The organism is Stenotrophomonas maltophilia (genome assembly GCF_025642255.1).
Classification (GTDB): Bacteria; Pseudomonadota; Gammaproteobacteria; order Xanthomonadales; family Xanthomonadaceae; genus Stenotrophomonas; species Stenotrophomonas maltophilia_P.
Map to the genome: position 1 here is coordinate 540,339 of NZ_CP106759.1, position 23,828 is coordinate 564,166.

Here is a 23,828-nt window from a genome sequence, read left to right on the forward strand (position 1 = left end):
GGCCTAGGTAATACTACGGCGCATGTCCGCAGACGCTCACACGATCCCCACGCCCCAGGCCACCTACGCGCAGCGCGTGGCCTTCGTTTCCGAGATCGCCGGCCGCCTCCACAGCTACGGCACCACGGCCCAGCGTCTGGAAACGGCCGTGGTCGCACTGGCAAAACAGCTCGATCTCGATTGTGAACCGTGGTCTAACCCCACCGGCATCATCCTCAGCTTCAGCGACCCGGCCCAGGCGATCGGCTCCAGCGACATCACCCGCGTGATCCGCCTGGCACCGGGCGAGAACGACCTGCACAAGCTCAGTGTCGCCGACCGGATCGCCGAGGAAGTGGCCAACGGGCGGATGAGCATCGCGCAGGGGCACACCGCGCTGCGTCAGCTGGACAAGGATCCCGGCCGTCGCGGCAAGCTCCGCACCATCCTCTCGTTCACGCTCGGCGCGGCCGGTGTCGCCGGCATGTGGAAGCTGCCCTGGCTGGACATCGCCACCGCCGGTGTCATCGGCCTGATGATCGGCCTGCTCGGCATGGTCACCGACCGTCGCCCGGCGACCCGCGAGGCCGCCGAGGCGCTGGCCGCGCTGCTGGCCGGCCTGGTTGCCACCTTGGTCGCTTCGTTTGTCGGCGCGCTCAACCTCAACACGGTGATCATCGCCTCGCTGGTGGTGCTGCTGCCCGGCATGTCGCTGACCAATGCGGTCAACGAACTGGCCAGCCAGCACTGGGTGTCAGGCACCGCGCGGTTTGCCGGTGCGCTGACCACGATCATGAAACTGAGCGTCGGCGCGATGATCGCGGTGACCCTGGCCGATGTGCTGGGCCTGGACCCGGTGATCCGTGCCTCGCGACCGCAGGGACCGTGGGTGGAGTGGGGGTCGCTGCTGACCGCGGCCTTCGCCTTCGCGATGCTGTTCAAGGCCAGCCGTCGCGATTATCCCTGGGTGATTGCCGCGTCCGTGGCCGGCTATGCCATTTCCAAGTTTGGCGGGCACGCCTGGGGGGCACCGGCAGGCATCTTCCTGTCGGCGATGGTGCTGACCGCCGGCGGCAACCTGTTCGGTCGGCTGGCCGGGCGTCCGGGTGCGATCATCCGCCTGCCGGGCATCATCATGATGGTCCCTGGCAGCACCAGCCTGCGTGGCGTGCTGACGCTCGTCCAGCAGCAGGATGTCGGTGCCGGCCAGAGCGTGTTCCTGACCGTGCTCAACGTGGTGATGGCGCTGGTGGCGGGCCTGCTGTTCGGCAACCTCTTGATGCCGGCGCGCAAGACGTTGTGATGGAATGAAGAACGCCGACTTGCGCCGGCGTTCTTCATTCTTTCCGATCCGGCCTCAGGCCTTCTTGATCAGGAAATCTTCCGGCTTCTTGCTGCCCTTGGCGGTCAGCTCGGCCATCCAGCGCGGCTGCTTGCCACGGCCGGTCCAGGTTTCCTTCGGGTTGGCCGGGTTCCGGTACTTCGGGGCGACCTTGCCGAGCTTGCGGCCGGCGGTCTTGGACGGCGCCGCTGCCTTGCGGGCGCGTGGCTTGGCAGCCGTGGTAGCGGTACCGAACAACTCCTCGATGGTGTAACCCTCGGTCTTGGCCAGCTTGCTCAGCTGGGCCCGCACCTTGGCGATCGGGCGACGCTTGGCGACGATGGTCTGCTGCTTTTTCGCGGTGCGGATCAATGCGCCCAGCTCGCGTGCCGACAGGCCGGTCAGGTCGATGCTCATCTACGGTTACTCCGGAAACTAATAAGGGACAGGGACGAGCCGGTCCGTGGCGTCGGCGCACAGGATAATGATGAATTAAATCCAGTACAAATCATGCAGGTCAGGGTATGGCGATGGACCGACTGCATCGTGACCATTTTGACCGGATTATGTCCAGCTGCATATTCACCGGCCCACCGCCGGTACAAAGAAAAAGACCGGGGCATGCCCCGGTCCGGTCACTCAACCCTGCAGGCGTTGCAGCAGGGTAGCCTTGTCCAGGCTTTCGGCTTCGCTGGCACGTCGCGAGCGGTACTCGTACGTGCCGGCCGCCAGGCCGCGCTCGCTGACCACCACGCGATGCGGGATGCCGATCAACTCCATGTCGGCAAACATCGCACCCGGGCGCAGCCCGCGATCATCCAGCGCGGCATCGAGACCGGCATCGCGCAGTTCCTGCAGCAGGCCGGCAGCGGCTTCGGCCACAGCGGCATCGCCCTTGGGGTTGATGACGCACACCACCACCTGCCACGGCGCCATCGCGTCCGGCCAGATGATGCCGGCATCGTCATGATTCTGTTCGATCGCGGCAGCGACCACGCGCGAGATGCCGATCCCGTAGCAGCCCATTGCCATCACTGCGGCCTTGCCGTTCTCGTCCAGTACGGTCGCGTCCAGCGCTTCGGCGTACTTGCGGCCAAGCTGGAACACGTGGCCGACTTCGATGCCACGGGCGATCTTCAACTCGCCGCCGTCCAGCGCACGGTCACCGGCACGCACGTTGCGGATATCGACCACTTCCGGTTCCGGCAGGTCGCGGCCCCAGTTGACTCCAGCCAGGTGGAAGCCCGCTTCATTGGCACCGACCACGAAATCGGACATCGCCGCCACTTCGCGGTCGGCCACCACGCGGATCGCCTTGGCCGGTGAAACCGGGCCGAGGAAGCCGGGCACGCTGCCCAGGTACTCGGCGATCTCCGCTTCGCTGGCAAAGCGCTGCTCTTCCAGGCCGGCAACCTTGCCCAGCTTGATCTCGTTGACCTCGTGGTCGCCACGGACCAGCACCAGCACGAACCCTTCGGCGGTCATCAGCGCCACCGACTTCACCGTGCGCTGCAGGGCGATGCCGAGCAGGGCGGCAACGTCCTCGCAGGTCTTCTGGGTGGGGGTCTCGACCTTGCGCATCGTCTCGCCGGCTGCCGCGCGCGGTGCCGGTTCCGCGGCGATCGCCGCTTCCATGTTGGCCGCGTAGTCCGAGCCGGTGGAGAACACCAGCGCGTCCTCGCCCGAATCGGCGATCACATGGAATTCCTGCGACGCGTCGCCACCGATCGCGCCGGAATCGGCCTGCACCATGCGGAAGTCCAGGCCCAGCCGGGTGAAGATGCGGCTGTAGGCGGCCTTCATGTTCTCGTACTCGCGCACCAGGCACTCATCGTGCAGGTGGAACGAATAGGCGTCCTTCATCAGGAATTCGCGTGCACGCATCACGCCGAAGCGCGGGCGGATCTCATCGCGGAACTTGGTCTGGATCTGGTAGAAGTTCACCGGCAGCTGCTTGTAGCTGGACAGTTCGCTGCGCGCGAAGTCGCATGCGGCTTCCTCGGCGGTCGGGCTGTAGCAGAACACCTGGTCCTTGCGATCCTTGATCTTCAGCAGCTGCGGCCCGAACTTCTGCCAGCGGCCGGTCTGCTCCCAGAGCTCCTTGGGCTGGATGGTTGGAATCTGGAACTCCACGGCACCGGCGCGATCCATTTCCTCCCGCACGATGCGTTCGACCTTGCGCAGCACGCGCAGTCCCAGCGGCGACCAGGTGTACAGGCCGGAGGCGAGCTTGCGGATCATGCCCGCACGCAGCATCAGGCGGTGGCTGGTCAGCTCCGCGTCGCTGGGGGTTTCCTTGGTGGTGTGCAGGTGGAACTGGGAGAGGCGCATCGTCGGCTTCGGTCTACGGCAGAGATCCCTATTCTGCCAGCCCGGGCGGGGGGAGGGTATCGGCAGGGCTGCGCCCTGCACCCGCCTCAGGCAACGTCAACTGCAACAGCAACAGCGGGCTTCGCGTGGGATGGCGGGGTGGATCCGGTGGCAGGGGACGCCGTAAACCCATCCATGGGGGCTTGGTCGCGGCATCCATGCCGCTCACACCCCTGCCACCGGACCCATCCCGCCTTCGACAGATCTCTGCGACCTGCCAGGACATGCCTTGGGGTCAGATCCGTTTTCCTGCGGAAACGGATCTGACCCCATTTTTGATTCCATGTAGCCCCCATGGATGGGTTTACGGCGTGTCCTGCCAGCCCACACCGCCCCGCCAGACCAGCAGAAAACCAGAGCCGCTTTGGCATTTGACGTGGCCGTTGACGTTGCTTGAGGCAGGTGCAGGCGTAGCCCTGCCGACCCCTCAACCGGCTGCTGGGCAGTAGGCCTTGATGCTGGCTTCAGCCAGTCCCTTCTGCGCGGTGCGCTGCTCCGCGGTCAGTACGGTGTCGCCCTTGCCGTCGCCGTCGGTGTCCTGCATCACCTGGCCGGACCCCTCCAGCAGGGCCAGGTTGGCACGGGCGGTGCTGCACTGCTCCGGCACGGGTGCGGCCGGGCGTTCGGCGCTGTCGGCCGATGGCGCCGAGCGCGCCTGCGCCCGGGTCTCGTAGGTCCTGCCTGCTGGCGGGGTTTCCGAATACTGGGTGACGCCGTTGGCGTCCTTCCACTTGTAGACGGGGCCGGCCATGGCACTGGTACTGGCCAACAGCAGCAGGCATCCCAGGCAGGACAGGGCACGCATGGCAAACTCCGCAGAATGGGCGTAGAACGCCGATTGCAGCATTGGCACCGACCGCTGGCAAGTCGATTAAACTGGATTCCATGGACCCGATCACACCGCCGCCGCGTTCGCGCACGATTTACCTGCTGCCCAACCTGTTCACCACTGCGGGCCTGTTCGCGGGCTTCTACGCGATCATCGCCGCTGCCAACGGGGATTTCGTCAATGCCAGCATCGCGGTGTTCGTGGCGGCGGTGATGGACGGCCTGGATGGCCGTGTCGCGCGCCTGACCGGCACCAGCAGCGAGTTCGGCGTGCAGTACGACTCGCTGGCCGACCTGGTCAGCTTCGGCATGGCGCCGGCACTGGTGATGTACCACTGGTCGCTGTCCTGGCTGAAATTCGATGATCCCCTGCTGGGCCGTGTCGGCTGGGCCGTGGCCTTCCTGTACGCCGCATGCGCGGCGCTGCGTCTGGCCCGCTTCAATACCCAGGTCGCGGTGGTGGACAAGCGCTGGTTCGTCGGCCTGGCCAGCCCCGCCGCTGCCGGGCTGATGATGTCGTTCGTCTGGGCCTTCGCCGATGGCAACCTGGGCTGGGATGGCAATCAGCTGCGCTATGTGGCGCTGGCGGTGACGCTGGTCGCTGCGCTGCTGATGGTCAGCCGCATCCGCTTCTGGAGCTTCAAGGGCGGTGCCGCCAAGGATTCCCGATCCGACCGGGTGCCGTTCCTGGTCCTGGCACTGGTACCGATGGCCATCGCGATCGCGGTGATCGACCTGCCGCGCGTCCTGTTCGCCGTGGGCATCCTGTATGCCCTGTCCGGCCCGGTGATGTGGGCGGTGCAGCGTCTGCGCAAGAAGTCCGAGGCCGCGTGAGCCAGGATCTGCCCGTGCTGTGGTCACCGGCTCAGCAGGCCTGGCTGCAGGCGATGGGCTATACCGTCTATCACGACGGCCAGCTCGCCGCGGAGCTGGACGCTGCATTGCAGCTGAGCGTGGCCGACGCCGATGCGGCCAGCCCGGCAGCGCAGTCTCCGTCACGCCAGCCCGAACCGGCAGCGGTGGAGCCGGCACCGCGCCAGCCGCGGAGTCCGTCGCCGCCGCCTCGCACCGCGCCCGCCGTGGTGTCGGCAACCGAACCGCAGGCGGCACGCGCAGCCTCGGCGGGCACCACCCGGCAGCCGGCGGTACGTCTGCCTGATCGCCTGCAGATCGCGCTGCTGCGCGCGTCCGGCTGCAATCCGAACGATGCCGCGACGCAGGCGCTGATGGACAGCTGGCCGTTGGAGCAGCTGCGCCGTGATCCAGCCGCCAAGCGCGCGCTGTGGCCGCAGCTGCGCGCCCTGCGCAAGCGGGGCGCGCCGTGAGTGCGGTCAGCCAGCCCGGTCCGGTGCGCCTGCGGGCGCTGCGCGAGAGCGATCTTGCCGAGGTGATGGCGATCGAGGTGCGTGGCTATCCCTTCCCGTGGACCCGCGGCATTTTCATCGATTGCCTGCGTGCGGGTTATCCCGGTCTGGCAATGGAGCGCGATGGCCAGCTGCTCGGCTACGGCGTGCTGAGCATCGCTGCCGACGAGGCACATGTGCTGAACATCTGCATCGATCCGCTGGTGCAGTCACGCGGGCTGGGGCGGCAGCTGCTGCGTGCGCTGGTGCAGCTGGCTGGTGATCGCGGTGCCCAGCGTGTGTTCCTGGAAGTGCGCCCGTCCAATGCGCCGGCGCTGGCGCTATATCACAGCGAAGGGTTCAACGAGATCGGCCGGCGTCCGCGCTATTACCCGGCCGCGCAGGGACGCGAGGACGCGGTGGTGATGGCGATCGAGCTGGTCGATGGCGACCTGCAGACGATGCCGCCGCTGTAACCGGGATGCGCCGCGTTGCCCGCCGGTACGGCCGGGCGCTGGCGGCAGGTGCCAACCTTGGCGGGCACGTGTGGCTCACGCCAGCCGCAGGGCCATCACTCCGCTGACGATCAGCGACGCCGCCAGCCAGCGCACGCGCGGTATCCGTTCGCGCAGCAGGAATGCCGAGATCAGCAGGGCGAACAGGATCGATGACTCGCGCAGGGCCGACACCATCGCGACCGGTACCTGGGTCATCGCCCACAGTGCCATCGCGTAGGACGCGGTGGTGCCCACGCCGCCGGCCAGGCCCAGCGGCCAATGCTGGCGCGCATAGGTCAGCACCGCGCTGCGGCGGGTGTACAGCGCCCACAGCGGCAGCGGGATGCCCGACAGCAGGAACAGCCACAACGTGTAGGCCAGCGGGCTGCCCGACAGGCGCGCGCCGTGCGCATCGACCAGGGTGTAGGTTGCGATCATCGTCGCCGTCAGCAGCGGCAGGCCGAGCTGGCCTGCGCGCGCGCCCAGTGCCATGGCCAGGATGCCGCTGCTGACCAGCGCCACGCCCAGCCACGCCGCTGCGGGCAGTGATTCGCCGAGCACGGTGCCAGCCAGCGCGACCAGGATCGGTGCGCAACCGCGCATGAGCGGATACGCCAGGCTCATGTCCACCTGCTGATAGCAGCGCGCGACCAGCGCGTAATAGACCACCTGCAGCAGTACCGAGGCCGCCAGCCAAGGCCAGCTGGTCACGTCCGGCAGAGGAAGGAGAGGCAGCAGCGCGGCGGACAGCAGTGCGGCGCCGCCGGTGACGAGCACGGTGCCGAGGAGCTTGTCGGCGCCACGCTTGACGATGGCGTTCCAGCTGGCATGCAGCGCGGCAGCGGCGAGAACCAGCAGGAAGATCGAAAGCGGCATCCTCTGATGATGCCAAAAGACCTGGGCGGGTGCGGACCTGGATCCGCACCCGCCGGTCGGCTGTTACAGCTTCGCGCGTTGTTCGCGCAGGCCGGCCAGCTGGGTGTTCCAGTCGGCCAGGCGCACGCGCTCCTGCTCGACCACCGCAGCCGGCACCTTGTCGGTGAACCGGGCCAGCTTGGTTTCGCTCTTCTCCTGCTCGCCTTCCACGCGCTTGATCTCCTTGTCCAGGCGTGCACGTTCGGCATCCAGATCGACCAGGCCTTCCAGCGGCACCAGCAGCTTCAACTCACCGACGATGGCGGCGGCCGCAGGCGGAGCGCTTTCGCCTTCGCCCAGCCACTGCACGCTGTCCAGCTTCAGCAGGAACGACAGCGACGCACTGAAGCGTTCGACGCGGGCACGATCCTGCTGCTGGCCGGCCTGCAGGCGCAGGGGCACCAGCCTGGACGGTGCGACGTTCAGTTCGCTGCGCACGCGGCGCACCGCGCTGATCACCGCCTTGAGCCATTCGACGTCGGCCTCGGCCTGGGCGAAATCGCCCTGGAACTCGGCTGCGGTCGGGTAGGGGCGCAGCGACAGCGTGGTTTCGGCCAGGCCCAGGCGCGGGGCGAGCTGCTGCCACAGCTGTTCGGTGATGAACGGCGTCAACGGGTGCAGCAGGCGCAGCAGGGCTTCCAGCACATACAGCAGGGTGTGGCGGGTGCTTTCGGCATCCGCTGCGTCGCTGCCGCTCAGCGCCGGCTTGCTCAGTTCGAGGAACCAGTCGCAGAACGCATTCCACGCGAACTCGTACAGGCACTGCGCCAGCAGGTCGAAGCGGTAGGCGGCGAAGTGGCCCTGCGCTTCAGCGGTGGTGGCCGCCAGGCGTGCAAGGATCCAGCGCTCGGCATCGGTGCGCGGTGTCGGCACGCCGCTGAACGCCGCACCTTCGGTGTTCATCAGCGCGAAGCGGCTGGCATTCCACAGCTTGTTGCAGAAGTTCTTGTAGCCTTCGGCTCGGTTCATGTCGAACTTGATGTCGCGGCCATGGGTGGCCAGCGCCGCGATGGTGAAGCGCAGCGCGTCGGCGCCGTGGGCGGCGATGCCGTCCGGGAACTCCCTGCGCGTGGCTTTCTCGATCTTCTCCACCATCTTCGGCTGCATCAGGCCGCCGGTGCGCTTGGCGACCAGGTCATCGATGCTGATGCCATCGATGATGTCCAGCGGGTCGAGCACATTGCCCTTGCTCTTGGACATCTTCTGGCCTTGTCCGTCGCGGATCAGGCCGGTGAAGTAGACGTCCTTGAACGGAATCTTTCCGGTCAGGTTGTCGGTGGCCATGATCATGCGGGCCACCCAGAAGAAGATGATGTCGAAGCCGGTGACCAGCACCGACGACGGCAGGTAGCGGTCGAAGCCACGCTCGGCCATGGCCTGTTCGTTCGGCCAGCCCAGGGTGGAGAACGGCCACAGCTGGGAGGAGAACCACGTTTCCAGCACGTCGCTTTCCTGGTTCAGCACGACATCGCTGCCGAGCTTGTGCTTTGCCCGCACCTCATCCTCGCTGCGACCGACGTAGCAGGTGCCGGTGGCAGCGTCGAACCACGCCGGAATGCGGTGGCCCCACCACAGCTGGCGGCTGATGCACCAATCCTGGATGTTGGCCATCCAGTGACGGTAGGTGTTGATCCAGTTCGGCGGCACGAAGGAGATGCTGCCCGGCTTCCCATCGGTACCTTCGACCAGCTCCAGGCCGCGCTTGGCCAGCTCGTCCATCTTCACGAACCACTGGTCGGTCAGGTACGGCTCGATCACCTGGCCGGTGCGGTCGCCGCGCGGCACCTGCAGCTTGTGCGCCTTGGTCTCGACCAGGATGCCCAGGTCTTCCAGCTCGGACAGCACGGCCTTGCGTGCTTCATAGCGGTCCAGGCCCTGGAAGCGTTCCGGGGCGTTCTCATTCAGCGCCGCCACCGGAGTGAACAGGTTGATCATCGGCAGGCTGTGGCGCACCCCGACCTGGTAATCGTTGAAGTCATGCGCGGGCGTGACCTTGACCACGCCGGTACCGAACGCACGGTCCACGTAATCATCGGCGATCACCGGCACGCGGCGGCCGGTCAGCGGCAGCACCACGGTCTTGCCGATCAGGTGCGCGTACCGCTCGTCTTCCGGATGCACCATCACGGCGGTGTCGCCCAGCAGGGTCTCCGGGCGGGTGGTGGCCACCACCAGGTAATCGCGGGTCTCGCGCAGGGTTTCGTTACCGTCGGCGTCGCGCTCGACGTGCTCGTAGCTGAGGCCGTCATCGAGCTGATAGGCGATCGACCACAGGAAACCGTCTTCTTCGGCGCTCTCCACTTCCAGGTCGGAGATGGCGGTTTTCAGCACCGGATCCCAGTTGACCAGACGCTGGCCGCGGTAGATCAGGCCCTGCTCATGCCAGCGCACGAAGGCCTCGATCACCGCCGCCGAGGGCTGCGGGTCCATGGTGAAGGTGCTGCGCGACCAGTCGGCCGACGTGCCGAGGCGGCGCATCTGTCGTTCGATGGTGTCGCCGGACTGCTGCTTCCACTCCCAGACCTTGCCGATGAAGCCTTCGCGGCCCAGCGAGTCACGGGTTTCGCCCTTGCCTTCCAGCGCCAGGTTGCGGCTGACCACCATCTCGGTGGCGATGCCGGCGTGGTCGGTGCCGACCTGCCACAGCGTGTCGTAGCCGCGCATGCGGTGGTAGCGCACCAGCGCATCCATCAGGGTCTGCTGGAAGGCGTGTCCCATGTGCAGCGTGCCCGTCACATTCGGCGGTGGCAGCAGGATGGTGTACGGCTCGCCCTGGCCGGACGGCTTGAAGTGGCCGGCCTTCTCCCAGGCCTCGTAGAGGTCGGTCTCGAAGGACTTCGGGTCGTAGCTGGAGGCGAGTTGGGTCATGCGGGGGAACCAGGAGGTAATCGTTGAAGGATCAGGGCGCGGCGGCGGCCCATCAAGGGGGCCGCGGGGCGCTCACATGTCGTGCTTGTTCAGGTCGTAACCGGCGGCCTTGTACTGGCGCCAGCGTTCGCGCAGCGGTTCGCGCGCTTCAGGGTCGGCCGGGACCACTTCCAGCACGCGCTCGCACTGGCCCAGCCAGGGGTCGTCGCGCAGGTTGATCACCAGCGGGCGGGCCGGCGCCTCGGTGCCGGGCACGGCGATCAGCACCAGCGCTTCTTCCTCGTCCATGTCCTCGCCGGCAATCTGATGCGGGATGTAGGCATCGTCATCGAACGCCCACAGCAGTTCGTCCAGTTCCTCGGCCTGGGCCTGGTCGCGCGCCAGCACCAGGGTGAACAGGCCGGCATCGTTGGCCTTGCGTGCCAGCTCGCAGACCAGGCGCAACGGCTCGGTCAGGAAACGGGGCTTGGCGATCAGGTAGAAGTCGGCGCGGGGCATGGCAGGGTCCGGAACAGGCGGGGGCCCGGCCTGGCCGGGCGAGGCCCTGGCCGGCGGTGGCCGGCCAGGGTCTGGTACAGCATCAGGCGCGGGCGGCCTGGTCCAGCAGCCACTGGCTCAGCAGGCCGACCGGGCGGCCGGTGGCCATGCCACGCTTGCCCTCGTCGCTGGCGACGCCGGCGATGTCCAGGTGAGCCCAGCGCTGGCCTTCGGCGAAGCGCGACAGGAAGCAGCCGGCGGTGATGGCGCCGGCCCAGCGGCCGCCGATGTTGTAGACGTCGGCGAAGGTCGAATCCAGCATCGGCTGGTACTCATCCCACAGCGGCAGGCGCCAGGCGCGGTCGAACACGTGCTCGCCGGCGGCCAGCAGCTCGTTGGCCAGGTCGTCGTGCTTGCTCATCAGGCCCGCGGTCTGGTGGCCGAGGGCGACCATGCAGGCGCCGGTCAGGGTGGCGACGTCGACCAGCGCGGCCGGCTCGAAGCGCTGCGCGTAGGTCAGCGCATCGCACAGGATCAGGCGGCCTTCGGCGTCGGTGTTGCCGACTTCGATGGTCTTGCCCGACATCGAGGTGATGACGTCGGACGGGCGGTAGGCGTTGCCGTCGATGGCGTTCTCCACGGCCGGCACCACCACCACCAGGTTCACCGGCAGCCTGGCCTTGACCGCAGCGACGAAGGTGCCGATGACGTTGGCGCCGCCGCACATGTCGTACTTCATTTCCTCGATGCCGCCCTGGGTCTTCAGGTTGACGCCACCGGTATCGAAGGTGATGCCCTTGCCGACCAGCACATAGGGCTTGGCGTCGCCGGCACCGGTCCATTTCAGTACGACCAGGCGCGGGCGATTGGCCGAACCACGGGCCACGGCCAGCAGCGAGCCCATGCCCAGGGCTTCCATCTGGGTCTCGTCGAGGATCTCGGCCTCGGCGCCGTCATGCTCGCTGGCGAACTTCACGCCGACTTCGGCCAGGTAGGCCGGGGTGCAGTAGTTCGGCGGCAGGTTGCCCAGTTCGCGGGCGAACTCGACACCGGCAGCGATGGCCTGGCCCTGGGCCAGGGCCTGCGCGTCGTCACCGGCGATGGCCAGCTGGGCCAGCCCGGCATCATCGGCCTTCTTCTTGCCCAGCGTGGCGGTGTAGCGGTAGGCCGCGTGATCGGCGGCGATCACTGCCTGGCGGATCGCCCAGGCCGCATCGCGCTCCTTCACAGCCACTTCAGACAGGGTGAACAGCGCACTGCGGGTGGCGCCTGCCTTCAGCGCGCGAACGGCGTCGCCTACGGCCTTCAGGTACTGCGGCACGCCGAAGCGGGCGGCTTCACCCAGCCCGACCACCAGCACGCGCGGCGCTGCCACGCCCGGCAGGTCGTGCAGCAGGCTGGTGGCGCCGGTCTTGCCGGACAGGTCGCCGCGCTGGGCGAGGGCCGACAGGCGGCCGCCGCTGGCGGCATCCAGCGCCTGTGCAGCCGGAGTCAGGGTATGGTCGGCGTACGCGCCGACCACCAGGCAGTCAACGGGGGCGGCGGCCGGGGCGAGGTGGTTCAGGGTGAATTCGAGAGCCATTGAGCAGATTCCATTGGCAAGTCCGTACAATCGCGGACCGTTTACGCCCAGACGCTAGACTGGGCGGCACCGCGAACGAACCCCAGAGTTTAAACCACCGCCCCATGTTGAAGCTCGACCGCTACCTGCTGGGCGATTTCGTCCAGAGTTTCCTGGCCACCCTGATCGTCCTGCTGGTGGTCAGCGTGGGCGGCGTGCTGGTGGACATCCTCGGCAACATCGCCGACGGGCGCCTGCCGGCCAGGCTGCTGTTCTCGCAGCTGGCGCTGCAGTTCATCGTCTACATGCCGCTGATCCTGCCGCTGGCGTTGATGCTGGGCCTGCTGCTGGCGATCGCCCGCCTCTACCGCGACTCGGAAATGGCGGTGATCACCGCCATCGGCGTGGGCCCCAGGCGCCTGCTGCGGCCGCTGCTGATGCTGGTGGTGCCGGTGGTGGCGGTGGTGGGCGCCTGTTCGCTGTGGCTGGGGCCGTGGGCCTCACGCACCGCCGAGCAGATGATCCAGGACGCCAACCGCAGCGTACTGATGGCCGGCCTGGAACCCGGGCGCTTCACCCCGCTGCCCAACGGCGGCGTGGTCTACCTGTCCTCGATTTCGCCCGATGGCACCCAGCTGGGCAAGGTGTTCCTGCAGCGTGCCAAGGACGACCGGCTGGAAGTGGTCTCTGCCGCCAGCGGCCGCATGTACTTCGAGGGCGAGCGGCAGCGCTTCCTGGAACTGGACAAGGGCCACCAGGTCGAGGGTCCGCTGGCCGGTGCGCTGGATTACCGGCTGGCCACCTTCGCCCGCAACGATGTGGCCCTGCCTGACGGTGCGCAGACCCGCAAGGATGACGATCCGGAACTGATGTCGACCCTGCAGCTGCTGGGCGACGGCCGCACCCAGGCCCAGGCCGAACTGCATCGCCGGCTGGCCCCGCCGCTGATCGCCCTGGCGTTCGCCCTGCTGACCGTGCCGCTGGGGCGCAGCTCGCCGCGCCAGCAGCGCTACGGGCGCATGATGCTGGCCCTGCTGGCCTACATGGTCGGCACCAACCTGACGTTCATCGGCGCCGGCTGGATCGCCAGTGGCAAGCTGCCGGCGATGCTGGGCCTGTGGTGGCTGACCCTGCCGCTGCTGGCGTTCGCGGTCTGGATGTATGCGCGTGATGGACGCATGAGCCTGCCCAAGGGGGCCCGCGCATGATGCTGCGACCGATGCGGTTCGATTTCTACCTCGGGCGCGCGGTGTTCGGCACCGTGCTGTTGACCTGGGCGGTACTGACCGGCCTGGACGTGGTGATGGCCTTCTCCGGCGAGTTCAAGGACATCGGCAAGAACGGCTACACCCTGGGACACGCCGCGGCGTGGGTGCTGTATACGGTGCCACGCCGCGCCTACACCTTCTTCCCGACCGCGGCGGTGATCGGCGCGCTGATGGGGCTGGGCCAGCTGGCGGCGACCTCCGAACTGACCGCGCTGCGTGCGCTGGGCCTGTCCCGCAAACGCCTGAGCGTGTCGGTGGCGATTGCCCTGTCGCTGCTGACCGCAGTGATGGTGTTCAGCGCCGAGACGCTGGGCCCGTGGGGGCAGAACCGTGCCGATTCGCTGAAGATGAGTGCCAAATGGGGCCAGGACATGGCCGTGGCCCGTTATTCCGGCATGTGGGCACGCGAAGGCGATACCTTCCTCAACGCGCAGAGCGGTGAGGAACAGCTGGTCGGCAACACGGGAACGCGATTGATCCTGCGTGACGTCCGCCTGTACCGGATCGCCGAAGACGGGCGGATCGCATCCCTGACCCACGCCGCCACTGCCGAACATGACAAGGACGGCTGGGTATTGACCGGCGTGCGCCGCGATACCTTCGGCGAGCGCTCGGCAACGCGCGAGGAGGTGGCGCGCGAGCCCTGGAATTCCAAGCTGGACGCGGCGGCACTGGCGACCGGTATCGCCAAGCCGCGCAACCTGAGCGTGTCCGAACTGAGCACGAGCATCGCCTATCGCGAGCGCAACGGCCTGGATGCGCGTGACTTCGAGGATGTGTACTGGAGCCGCTGGTTCTATCCGGTGAACGTACTGGCGCTGTGCCTGGCCGCCGTGCCGTTCGCGTTTGGTTCGCTGCGCAGTGGTGGCATGGGCAAGCGCCTGTTCCTCGGCATCCTGTTCGCGTTGGGCTTCTGGCTGCTGCAGCTGTTCTTCGGGCGCATGGCCGGCGCACTGAAGTTTGATTACCGCATCGCCTACGCGCTGCCGCCGATCGTGATGCTGGTGGTGTCAGGCCTGCTGTTCCGGCGGAAATCGGGCTGATTCCGGCAACGCCGGGCCATGCCCGGCGCCAGCAGGACACTTCAGCGCTTGGGCATCCGCACCAGACGCGTGCCACTGGCACGGTCGTGCCACGCCAGGCGTTGGCGATCCAGCAGGGCCCACCAGAAGCCCAGCCCACCCAGCAGCAACGACAGCGTTGCCACGGCGAACCGCAGCCACAGCTGCGCGCGCCGCAGCGCGGTGCCGTCGGCCGACACCAGTTTCAGGCGCCACGGCCGCATGCCAAGGGTCTGCCCACCCCGGCGCCAGCTGGCGGTTGCATAGGCCCCGGTTATGACCCAGCACACCGCCCACAACAGCCATTGCCAGGCACTGAAGGGCGCGATGTTCTCGCGCTGTGCATGGCCACTGAAGGTGTAGGCCAGGGTGAACGCCGTGCCGGCCAGCATCCACAGCGCGAGCACGGGCAGCGCGTCGTAGACCATCGCCAGCACGCGCCACGGCAGCAGCGCACGGGGGCGCTGCGCCTCGGGCGTGGCAGTGGAAGACACGTCGGTGGCTGGGCTGGACATGCGCCGAGCATACGCAAAGCTGGCCGCGTCCGCAGTCACCCTCGTATCCTCCACGCATGGCCGTCATTTCCACCCCCGCCGAGCGCCGTCAGCTGGTCCAGCAACTGCCTGCACTGCGTGCCGACGACAGCATGCGCATCCAGCGCTTCCTTGATGCCATCTGGGCGGAGAACGGTCTGGCCAGGGCCACCCTGGACAGCTACCGTCGCGATCTGGAAGGGTTGGCACGCTGGCTGGACGGCCGCGAAGGGGGCCTGGCCGGCGTCGAACGCGCCGGCTTGTTCGACTACCTGGCCTGGCGCACGCGCCATGGCTGGTCGCCACGCAGCAATGCGCGCCTGCTGTCGGCGCTGCGTGCGTTCTTCGCCGATGGCGTGCGTCGCGGCGAGCGCAGCGAGGACCCCGGCGCTCTGCTGGATCCGCCGAAGCTGCCACGCCTGCTGCCCAAGGCGCTGGCCGAAAGCCAGATCGATGCGTTGCTGGCCGCGCCGGATGTCGGCAGTCCGCTGGGGCTGCGCGATCGGGCCATGCTGGAGCTCATGTACGCCGCGGGCCTGCGCGTGAGCGAACTGGTACTGCTGCCGGCAACGGCGGTGAACCTGCGGCAGGGCGTGCTGCGGGTGACCGGCAAGGGCAGCAAGGAGCGGCTGGTGCCGCTGGGCGAGGAGTCACAGCACTGGCTGGAGCGTTACCTGCAGGATTCACGGCCGCAGCTGGTGGGAAAGGGCAGGGTGCAGGCACTCGCCGATGGGCAGACGCCGCTGTTCATCGAGCCCCGGCTGCACGCGCTCACGCGGCAGGCGTTCTGGCATCTCGTCAAGCGCCACGCGCAGGTCGCCGGCATCGATCCGGCCCGCATCAGCCCGCATGGCCTGCGGCACAGCTTCGCCACCCATCTGCTCAACCGTGGCGCGGACCTGCGCGCGCTGCAGATGCTGCTTGGCCACAGCTCGCTGTCGACCACCCAGATCTACACGCTGGTGGCGCGTGAACACCTGCAGAAGCTGCACGCCCGCCACCATCCCCGTGGTTGAGCGACCTGGATGAACCCCGTCCGGCTTCCGTCAGCGGGCCACGGCGCCGCCCCGGGCGGCTGTGTCAGAATCGGTGGTCCTCTTCTGCTGCGGAATGCTCCATGCTCCGATTCGCCATCGCCGCCGTGTTCGGCGCGCTCAGCCTGACGGCCTGCGCCCAGCCGGCTCCGCCGGCCCCTGCGGCCAAGGCGCCTGCCGCCGCCTCCGCCCGGGCCACCCCGGCTGCCAATGGTCCGGCAGAGCAGGCGGTGCGCGCCGCGCTGACCGCGCTCAACCCCGGTTTCGAAGTGGATTACATCGGCGCCGCGCCCTTCCCCGGTTTCCGCGAGGTGGTGGTCTCCGGCCAGCTGCTGTATGTCTCCGACGACGGCCGCTACCTGTTCCAGTCGCAGCCTTATGACACCCGGGCCAAGGGGCCGGCCAACAGCGAGGGCCTGCTCGGTTACCGTCGCACGCTGCTGGCCAAGGCCAACCACGGCGACCGCATCGTGTTCGCCGCGCCCAACGCCAAGTACACGGTCAGCGTGTTCACCGACATCGAGTGCGGCTATTGCCGCAAGCTGCACCAGGACATCGCCGAACTCAACCGCAACGGCATCAGCGTCGAGTACCTGGCCTTCCCGCGCATGGGACTGGGCAGCAAGGATTACACCGACATGATTTCGGTCTGGTGCGCAGCCGATCGCCGCCAGGCGCTGACCAATGCCAAGCGTGGCGGAACCGTGCCGGCGAAGAACTGCACCAATCCGGTGGCGATGCAGTACGCGCTCGGACAGCAGCTGGGGGTGAACGGTACCCCGGCGATCTTCGCGCCCGATGGCACCCAGCTGGGCGGCTACCTGCCGCCGGCGCAGCTGCGTGCGGCGCTGGAGAAACTGTCGGCCCAGCGCTGACCGGGATATCGCCGGGCATGGCCCGGCGCTACCCGCCCGACCACGGTAGCGCCGGGCCATGCCCGGCGGATGCCTCATCCGGTCAAGGCCGGGGGCGCACGGCGCCCCCGGCCTTTTCCTCACTTCAGACCATCGCTGACGGCCTTGGTCAGCGTGCCCTGCGCATCGTCACCACTGAATTCCCAGACGAACGCGCCGCCCAGGCCCTGGGTCTTCACGTAGCCCATCTTGCGGGTGATGTTGGCCGGAGTGTCGAAACTCCACAGCGTGCTGCCGTTGTAGATCCAGGTGGCGCCGGCGGTGTTGTCGGTGTAGCCCGGCCAGGCCAGGTTCTTCAGTACCTTCCAGTCTTCGATGCCGGCCTCATAGGTGCCCGGTGCGGCGCCTGAGGCGGTCTGGTACAGGCCATTGTTGGCATTGGCCACGCCCGTCCAGCCACGTCCGTAGTAGCCGATGCCCAGGTTGAGCTTGGCGGCCGGCACACCCCGGCTGATGAAGGCCTCGATGGCGTCGTTGCTGTTGTACAGCTTCTGGTCGCCGGTGGACGGATCATTCGGCGAATCGAACAGTGCCGACTGGTGATTGGTCCTTGCATCCCACGCACCGTGGAAGTCGTAGGTCATCACGTTGATGTAGTCCAGGTACGGGTGATAGGCCGCCGGGTCGGTGACGCGGATCTTGTCGATGCCGGCACCCACCGCCACGGTCAGCAGAAGGCCCGGACGCACCGCATCGAGCTGGCGGCGGAACTCGGCCATGAGTGCGGTGAAGTTGGCGTTGTCCTCGGGCTTGCCGCACTCGATGCCGCAGGCCACGGGGTATTCCCAGTCGATGTCGATGCCGTCGAATACGCCCAGCGCTGCGCCCGTGCCGCCGGCGCCGTCGGTCACCGGCAGGTTGCCTTTGATGTAGGCGTCGATGCAGGAGGCGACGAAGGCCTGGCGGTTCTCCGGACGGGCCGCGCTGGAGAATCCACGCGACCAGGTCCAGCCACCCAGCGAGATCAGCACCTTCAGACCCGGATGCTTGGCCTTGAGCTGCTTGAGCTGGTTCCAGTTGCCGCGCAGCGGCTGGTCCCAGGTATCGGCGCTGCCACTGACGCTCTCGGCGGCGCTGAAGGCCTTGGTGTAATCGGCGAACGCATCGCCACCGGCCCCGCTGTTCGGATCCGACGGCTGGGTCACGCCCACTTCGCAGCGGTTGTTGCGCACGTTGCCGAAGGCGTAGTTGATGTGGGTCAGCCGCGCGGCGGAACCGCTGCTGTCGATGTTCTTCACCCGGTAGTTGCGGCCGTAGATGCCCCACTGGGTGAAGTAGCCGATGACCCGCTTGCCGGTGCCGCCACCGTCGCCGGCCAGGGTGGTGGCGCTGATTTCCGTGCCCTGGGCGGATGCATTGCCGGCGTTGTCGCGGGCCCGCACGCGGTAGCGGTAGGTGGTGGATGCGGTCAGGCCGCCATCGACGTAGCTGGTGCTGGACGGAGAACCGACCAGGCTGCCGTTGCGGTACACATCGTAACCGGCCACGCCGCTGCCACCGGCGTTGTCGGTGGACGGACTCCAGCTCAGCGCGATGCTGCTGGCGGTACGGGTGCCCACCGCCAGTCCGCCGGGCACGCTGGGTGCGGTGGTATCGCCGCTGGCAGCGTTGACGGTGATGGTGATGGTCGGGGTGCTGGTGGTGGCGTTGTTGTTGTCGGTGGCCACCGCGCGCAGGGTGTGGCTGCCGGCGCTGGCATTGGCCCAGCTGGCGCTGTAGGGAGCGCTGGTATCCACGCCGATCGAGCTGCCGTCGCGGAAGAATTCCACCTTGCTGACGCTGCCGTCCGGGTCGCTGGCGTTGGCGGTGACGTTGATGGTGCTGCCGGCGCTGAAGGTAGCGCCATTGGCCGGTGAGGTCAGGCTGACCACGGGAGGCTGGTTGACGCCGCCGCCATCGCAGGCACCGAGGTTGGTGTAGTAGGGCGCACCGGCCGGATGGTCTGGCGGGGCATTCCAGATGTCCTGGTTTGCCCGGTACAGCACGCCGCCCTTCTGCAGGGTGTCGCCGGCGCGATAGATCTTGGCCTGGTCCCATTCGGCCACGCCGGCACAGCTGGCGGCCTGGGCCAGGCCCGGCAGGCTGGCGGCACCGGCGGCCAGGGCAAGCAGCCAGGCCAGGCGGCGGGGACGACAGCTTCGGGTGCAACGTTCGGCACTGCGCACAATCGGGTCGTACATGGTGTGTCTCCGATCAAAGGGCGCGCGGGCCCCGATGGCGCCGCGCGTGACGCAGGTCCGGGCGTCGCCGGGGAAGGCGACGGGAGGGGCCGGACGGAGGCACCTGGGAGGCCGGGGAGAGAGTCCGGCACCAGGTGGGGACAACGTTGTCATCAATTGCGTGGTCAATCCGTGAGCAAGCGCATGGTTCCGGGATTCGGGCGGAGCGCGCTGGTGCGCGGTCGGCGGCCATCGGCGGAGCCCCCTCGTGGCTGGGGGCGCTTACAGCGGACTTCTGGGGGGTGGCCGGGTGGGTGGGCTGCGCAGGGGACGCCGTGAATACGTCCCTGTAGGCTCGGGCGCGCCATCCATGGCGCTTACGCCCCTGCGCAGCCCACCCACCCGGCCGCGGACAGGTTCCTGCGCCGCCAGCCACGAAAGACAGAACTAAATCAAAAGCAAGAGCCGGTCGCTTCGCTCTTCATTCGGCCGGCACTGCCGCGGAGCATCCGCGCATGGCGTGGATCCACTGCAGATCGCGGAAATCCGTCGAAGGCGGGGTGGGTCCGGTGGCGGGGGTGTCCGCGGCATGGATGCCGCGGCCAAGCCCCCAGGGATGGGTTCACGGCGTCCCCCGCCACCGGACCCACCCCGCCAACCTGCAGGAAACCGGCTTTTGACGTTGCTGTTGCTTCGGCTGTTGCTTCGGCGGGTGCCGGGCGCAGCCCGGCCCAAGCCCATCCCCCGCTTCCGGTACAATATCGGGCCCGTTTCCCAACTACGGTTCCCCGGACATGATGGTCCTCGAGGGCGCGCCCGCCCTGTCGCCGTTCCGCCGCGAACGTCTTGAATCCCGCCTGCAGTCCATCGCTCCCTCCCTGCGCATCAGTGGTGCCTGGCACGTCTACTTCGTGCAGCCGGAAGGCTCGGCCGTGCCCGATCAGGCCACCCTGTGCCGCATCCTGGAAGCACAGCCGCAGGCCGGGACGGTCGCCGAAGGGGCCGTCAGCCGCATCGTGGTGCCGCGTCTGGGAACGTTGTCGCCGTGGTCGAGCAAGGCCACCGAACTGGTCCGCGGGGCCGGTCAGCCGGTCAGCCGGGTCGAGCGCGGCCTGCGTATCGACGTGCTGGGCTGGCCGGACGATGCCGCCACCCAGCAGTCGCTGGTGAAGGTGCTGCACGACCCGATGACGCAGTCGGTGCTGGACCACGTCGAGCAGGGCCAGGCCCTGTTCTCGGCGCCGGCCCGCGGTGAACTGGAGCGCGTTCCGGTGGCGCAGCTGGAAGCCGCCAACCAGCGCCTTGGCCTGGCCATGGCCCAGGACGAGATCGACTACCTGCGCGAGCGCTTCACCGCACTGGGGCGCTCCCCGTCTGACGTGGAACTGATGATGTTCGCGCAGGCCAATTCCGAACACTGCCGGCACAAGATCTTCAACGCCAGCTGGACCATCGACGGGCAGGCGCAGGAACGCTCGCTGTTCCGCATGATCAAGAACACCCACCAGCAGACGCCGCAGCACACCCTGAGCGCGTACAGCGACAACGCTGCGGTGATCGAAGGCCATCCGGCGTCGCGTTACCGTCCGGATCCGGCCAGTGGCGAGTACCGCCGCGAGCCGCAGGTGCCCAGCGCCTTCCAGATCAAGGTTGAAACCCACAATCACCCGACCGCGATCGCGCCGTTCCCGGGGGCGTCCACCGGTGCCGGTGGCGAAATCCGCGACGAGGGCGCAACCGGCCGCGGCGGCAAGCCGAAGGCCGGCCTGACCGGCTTCTCGGTCTCGCACCTGCGCATCCCCGAGCTGCCGCAGCCGTGGGAAGCGCCGCGCGCGCTGAATCCGCGGATGGCGCCGGCGCTGGAGATCATGACCGACGGCCCGCTCGGCGGCGCTGCGTTCAACAATGAGTTCGGCCGCCCGAACCTGCTCGGTTACTTCCGCAGCTTCGAGCTGCCTGAAGGCGCTGACCTGGTCCGTGCGTACGACAAGCCGATCATGCTGGCCGGCGGCCTCGGTGCGATCGACCGTATCCAGGTCGACAAGATCCCGCTGCAGGCCGGTGATGCGGTCATCGTGCTCGGCGGTCCGGCGATGCTGATCGGCCTGGGTGGCGGTGCGGCCAGCTCGGTGGCCTCCGGTGAAAGCGCCGAAGACCTGGATTTCGCCAGCGTGCAGCGCGACAACCCGGAGATGGAGCGCCGCTGCCAGGAGGTCATCGACCGCTGCGTGGCGATGGGTGCCGACAACCCGATCAAGTTCTTCCATGACGTCGGTGCCGGTGGTCTGTCCAACGCGATTCCCGAGCTGCTGCACGATTCGAACGTGGGCGGCATCATCGATCTGGGCAAGGTGCCCACCGACGATCCGTCGTTGTCGCCGATGCAGCTGTGGTGCAACGAATCGCAGGAGCGCTACGTGCTTGGCGTCGCGCAGGAGCGACTGGCCGAGTTTGCCGCGCTGTGCGCGCGCGAGCGCTGCCCGTTCGCCGCCGTGGGCGTGGCGACCGCCGAGGAGCATCTGGTGGTGGCGTACGGCGCGGTGCCGGGCCATGTTCCCGCCGACGCACCGATCGACCTGCCGATGGACGTGCTGTTCGGCAAGCCGCCGAAAATGCACCGCGACACGGCGCACCCGCCGGCACCGCGCTGGCCGGCGCTGAAGACCGGTGGCCTGGATCTGCAGGAAGCCGGCCTGCGCGTGCTGGCGCACCCGACCGTTGCCTCGAAGAACTTCCTGGTCACCATCGGTGACCGCAGCGTCGGCGGCCTGACCGCCCGCGAGCAGATGGTCGGCCCGTGGCAGCTGCCGGTGGCCGACGTGGCCATCACCCTGGCTGATTTCGATGGCGTGGCCGGTGAGGCGATGTCGATCGGCGAGCGCACGCCGCTGGCCCTGCTCGACGCCGCGGCGTCGGCGCGCATGGCCGTGGGCGAAGCGCTGACCAACCTGTGCGCGGCCCCGGTGGATGCGCTGGATGGCATCAAGCTGTCGGCGAACTGGATGGCTGCTGCCGGCCATCCGGGCGAAGACGCGCTGCTGTACGACGCAGTGAAGGCCGTGGGCATGGAACTGTGCCCGCAGCTGGACATCAGCATCCCGGTCGGCAAGGACTCGCTGTCCATGCAGGCGCAGTGGCATGACCAGGGCGAGGCACACAAGAGCGTGTCGCCGGTGTCGCTGGTGATCTCGGCGTTCGCGCCGGTTGCCGATGTGCGCCAGCAGCTGACGCCTCTGCTTGATCGCGACGTCGACAGCGAGCTGTGGCTGATCGGTCTCGGTGCCGGCAAGCAGCGCCTGGGCGGCTCGATCCTGGCGCAGGTGCACGCCGACCACAGCGAACTGCCGGCCTTCGCCGGTGCCGCGCCGGACCTGGACGACCCGCAGCGCCTGCGTGCCTTCTTCGAACTGATCCGGGATGCGCGCCAGTCCGGCCTGCTGCGTGCGTACCATGACCGAAGCGACGGCGGCGCGTTCGCCGCGCTGTGCGAAATGGCGTTCACCTCGCGCCTGGGCCTGGATATCGCCCTCGACGCGTGGGGCGATGACCCGTTCCGCAGCCTGTTCAATGAGGAACTGGGTGCGGTGGTGCAGATCGCCCGCGAAGATCGCGCCGCTTTTGCCGACCTGGTCGAGCGCCACGCCCTTACCGAATGCGCGCAGCGCATCGCCAGGCCGACCACCGCACCGGTGGTGCGCGTATCGCTGGCAGGCGAGAACCTGGCCGAGTGGCGCTGGGAGCAGCTGTTCGATGCGTGGTGGTCGGTCACCCATGCCATGCAGAAGCGTCGCGACAATCCGGCCAGCGCCGATGCCGAGCGCGATGTAGCCCGCGCGTTCAACGCACCGGGCCTGAAGCCGAAGCTGAGCTTCGACCTCAACGAGGATGTGGCGGCGCCGTTCATCAGCACCGGTGCGCGTCCGCGCGTGGCGGTACTGCGCGAACAGGGCGTCAACGGCCAGATCGAGATGGCCAACGCCTTCGAACGTGCAGGCTTCCGCGCGTTCGACGTGCACATGAGCGACCTGATCGAGGGGCGCGTGGCCCTGCAGGACTTCACCGGCCTGGTCGCCTGTGGCGGCTTCAGCTACGGCGATGTGCTGGGTGCCGGCCGTGGCTGGGCGACCTCGATCCTGGAACGCAGCGCGCTGCGCGATGCCTTTGCGGCGTTCTTCGAGCGCCAGGACAGCTTTGCCCTCGGCGTATGCAACGGTTGCCAGATGATGAGCCAGCTGAAGGACATCATCCCCGGCGCCGAACACTGGCCGCAGTTCCGCCGCAATGCCAGCGAGCAGTTCGAGGCCCGCACCGCACTGCTGGAAGTAGTGGAATCGCCGTCGATCCTGCTGCGTGGCATGGCCGGTTCCCGCCTGCAGGTGGCGGTGGCGCACGGCGAAGGCCAGGCGGTGTTCGACAACGCCGTCGACCAGGCCGCTGCGCGCGTGTCGCTGCGCTACATCGATGGCAACGGTGCCATCGCCCAGCAGTATCCGCTCAATCCGAACGGCTCACCGGATGGCATCACTGGCCTGACCAGCACGGACGGGCGCGTCACCATCATGATGCCGCATCCGGAGCGCACCCCGCGCGCACTCAATCTGAGCTGGGCGCCGGCCGAGTGGCAGGGTGATTCACCGTGGATGCGGATGTTCCGCAATGCCCGGGTGTGGTGCGGCTGATCGCGCACCGCTTCGCGCAGG

Annotated in this window: 18 protein-coding genes; 9 read left to right on the forward strand and 9 right to left on the reverse strand. The window is 68.0% G+C overall.

The window, feature by feature from the left end; all coding sequences use genetic code 11:
• The first annotated feature begins 22 nt into the window (after nt 1-22).
• Nucleotides 23-1,282, forward strand: coding sequence for a threonine/serine exporter family protein (locus tag N8888_RS02475; RefSeq protein ID WP_053516956.1), 1,260 nt, complete (start codon nt 23-25; stop codon nt 1,280-1,282).
• A 54-nt stretch (nt 1,283-1,336) separates the two neighbouring features.
• On the opposite strand, the gene N8888_RS02480 is transcribed toward N8888_RS02475, so the two are convergent.
• The 3 genes from N8888_RS02480 to N8888_RS02490 form a co-directional block, all read right to left on the reverse strand.
• Nucleotides 1,337-1,717: an H-NS histone family protein gene (locus N8888_RS02480; protein ID WP_053516955.1), complete on the reverse strand. Its 381-nt coding sequence runs from the start codon at nt 1,715-1,717 to the stop codon at nt 1,337-1,339.
• Nucleotides 1,718-1,939: 222 nt separating this feature from the next.
• Nucleotides 1,940-3,631, reverse strand: a complete 1,692-nt coding sequence (locus N8888_RS02485; protein WP_053516953.1) for a proline--tRNA ligase — start codon at nt 3,629-3,631, stop codon at nt 1,940-1,942.
• 466 nt (nt 3,632-4,097) lie between these two features.
• Nucleotides 4,098-4,475, reverse strand: coding sequence for a DUF4124 domain-containing protein (locus N8888_RS02490; protein WP_074902117.1), 378 nt, complete (start codon nt 4,473-4,475; stop codon nt 4,098-4,100).
• Nucleotides 4,476-4,555: 80 nt separating this feature from the next.
• Between N8888_RS02490 and pssA the strand changes: the two genes are divergently transcribed.
• Genes pssA through rimI form a run of 3 tightly spaced genes read left to right on the forward strand, consistent with a single transcriptional unit; the run spans nt 4,556 to nt 6,317 of the window.
• Nucleotides 4,556-5,332 (forward strand): CDP-diacylglycerol--serine O-phosphatidyltransferase, encoded by a 777-nt coding sequence (gene pssA / locus N8888_RS02495; protein WP_053516952.1) that lies wholly within the window; start codon nt 4,556-4,558, stop codon nt 5,330-5,332.
• Nucleotides 5,329-5,823, forward strand: coding sequence for a hypothetical protein (locus N8888_RS02500; protein ID WP_065182497.1), 495 nt, complete (start codon nt 5,329-5,331; stop codon nt 5,821-5,823). Before pssA ends, N8888_RS02500 begins: the two co-directional genes overlap by 4 nt.
• Complete coding sequence (gene rimI, locus N8888_RS02505; RefSeq protein WP_065182496.1) at nt 5,820-6,317, forward strand: ribosomal protein S18-alanine N-acetyltransferase; 498 nt, start codon at nt 5,820-5,822, stop codon at nt 6,315-6,317. Before N8888_RS02500 ends, rimI begins: the two co-directional genes overlap by 4 nt.
• A 75-nt stretch (nt 6,318-6,392) precedes the next feature.
• Here the strand turns inward: rimI and N8888_RS02510 are convergent, their stop codons facing one another.
• The 4 genes from N8888_RS02510 to N8888_RS02525 all read right to left on the reverse strand — a co-directional run bounded on the left by N8888_RS02510 (nt 6,393) and on the right by N8888_RS02525 (nt 12,180).
• A complete protein-coding gene (locus N8888_RS02510) occupies nt 6,393-7,214 on the reverse strand; it encodes an EamA family transporter (protein WP_065182495.1) in 822 nt (273 codons plus the stop codon).
• Nucleotides 7,215-7,277: 63 nt separating this feature from the next.
• The gene (locus tag N8888_RS02515) at nt 7,278-10,121 is read right to left on the reverse strand and encodes a valine--tRNA ligase (protein WP_065175341.1); all 2,844 of its coding nucleotides are present in this window, start codon (nt 10,119-10,121) and stop codon (nt 7,278-7,280) included.
• A gap of 72 nt (nt 10,122-10,193) precedes the next feature.
• On the reverse strand, nt 10,194-10,619 hold the full coding sequence (locus N8888_RS02520) for a DNA polymerase III subunit chi (RefSeq protein WP_004154132.1): 426 nt from the start codon (nt 10,617-10,619) through the stop codon (nt 10,194-10,196).
• Nucleotides 10,620-10,701: 82 nt separating this feature from the next.
• Nucleotides 10,702-12,180: a leucyl aminopeptidase gene (locus tag N8888_RS02525; protein WP_111186579.1), complete on the reverse strand. Its 1,479-nt coding sequence runs from the start codon at nt 12,178-12,180 to the stop codon at nt 10,702-10,704.
• 104 nt (nt 12,181-12,284) lie between these two features.
• Here N8888_RS02525 and lptF point away from each other — a divergent pair, with 104 nt between their 5' ends.
• A complete protein-coding gene (lptF, locus tag N8888_RS02530; protein WP_053516945.1) occupies nt 12,285-13,367 on the forward strand; it encodes an LPS export ABC transporter permease LptF in 1,083 nt (360 codons plus the stop codon).
• Complete coding sequence (gene lptG, locus N8888_RS02535; RefSeq protein WP_053516943.1) at nt 13,364-14,470, forward strand: LPS export ABC transporter permease LptG; 1,107 nt, start codon at nt 13,364-13,366, stop codon at nt 14,468-14,470. The genes lptF and lptG overlap by 4 nt, the downstream gene beginning before the upstream one ends.
• Nucleotides 14,471-14,511: 41 nt before the next feature.
• Here lptG and N8888_RS02540 read toward each other — a convergent pair whose 3' ends face one another.
• Nucleotides 14,512-15,003, reverse strand: a complete 492-nt coding sequence (locus N8888_RS02540; RefSeq protein WP_263177261.1) for an RDD family protein — start codon at nt 15,001-15,003, stop codon at nt 14,512-14,514.
• A gap of 56 nt (nt 15,004-15,059) precedes the next feature.
• On the opposite strand from N8888_RS02540, the gene xerD reads away from it, so the two are divergent.
• Both xerD and N8888_RS02550 read left to right on the forward strand, forming a co-directional pair.
• The gene (xerD, locus tag N8888_RS02545; RefSeq protein WP_065182490.1) at nt 15,060-16,037 is read left to right on the forward strand and encodes a site-specific tyrosine recombinase XerD; all 978 of its coding nucleotides are present in this window, start codon (nt 15,060-15,062) and stop codon (nt 16,035-16,037) included.
• 101 nt (nt 16,038-16,138) lie between these two features.
• A complete protein-coding gene (locus N8888_RS02550) occupies nt 16,139-16,930 on the forward strand; it encodes a DsbC family protein (RefSeq protein ID WP_065182489.1) in 792 nt (263 codons plus the stop codon).
• A 119-nt stretch (nt 16,931-17,049) separates the two neighbouring features.
• Here N8888_RS02550 and N8888_RS02555 read toward each other — a convergent pair whose 3' ends face one another.
• Nucleotides 17,050-19,149 (reverse strand): glycosyl hydrolase family 18 protein, encoded by a 2,100-nt coding sequence (locus N8888_RS02555; RefSeq protein WP_263177264.1) that lies wholly within the window; start codon nt 19,147-19,149, stop codon nt 17,050-17,052.
• A 773-nt stretch (nt 19,150-19,922) separates the two neighbouring features.
• Between N8888_RS02555 and purL the strand changes: the two genes are divergently transcribed.
• Nucleotides 19,923-23,807 (forward strand): phosphoribosylformylglycinamidine synthase, encoded by a 3,885-nt coding sequence (gene purL / locus N8888_RS02560; protein ID WP_263177266.1) that lies wholly within the window; start codon nt 19,923-19,925, stop codon nt 23,805-23,807.
• Nucleotides 23,808-23,828 lie beyond the last annotated feature (21 nt).